The organism is Burkholderia sp. CpTa8-5, from assembly GCF_017815045.1.
Lineage (GTDB): Bacteria > Pseudomonadota > Gammaproteobacteria > Burkholderiales > Burkholderiaceae > Burkholderia > Burkholderia sola.
This window is the reverse complement of sequence record NZ_JAGIQD010000086.1, coordinates 1-515: the sequence shown is the minus strand read 5'-3', so window position 1 is coordinate 515 and position 515 is coordinate 1. Positions and strand designations below refer to the sequence as shown.

Genomic DNA, 515 nt, shown 5'->3' with positions numbered 1-515 from the left:
GGCGCGCACATCCTGTCGGGCGCGGTGATGGACCCGCGCGCGATCACCGAGCTGTTTCCCGACTGGAAGGAACGCGGCGCGCCGCTCGACGTCGAGGTGAGCGAAGACCGCTTCCTGTTCCTGTCCGAGAAGAGCGCAGTCACGACGCCGAACTGGGCGCTGCCGGACAACTTCAAGAATCACGGCAACTACGTGATTTCGCTGGGCAACGTGACCCGCTGGCTCGGCCAGCAGGCCGAGGCGCTGGGCGTCGAGATCTTCCCCGGCTTCCCGGCTGCAGAGATTCTCTATAACGACGACGGCTCGGTGAAGGGCGTCGCCACCGGCAACATGGGCGTGGGCAAGGACGGCGAGCCGACCGAGAACTTCCAGCTCGGCATGGAATTGCACGCGAAGTACACGCTGTTTGCCGAAGGCTGCCGCGGCCACCTCGGCCGTCAGCTGATCTCGACGTTCAAGCTCGACGCGAACGCCGATCCGCAAGCGTACGGGATCGGCATCAAGGAACTGTGGGA

The 515-nt window shown here is 65.0% G+C and carries 1 protein-coding gene; it reads left to right on the top strand.

Translation table 11 applies throughout. The features are described 5' to 3' along the window. On the top strand, positions 1-515 hold a 515-nt coding region (locus tag J8I35_RS35015), incomplete at both ends, for an NAD(P)/FAD-dependent oxidoreductase (protein ID WP_209929402.1).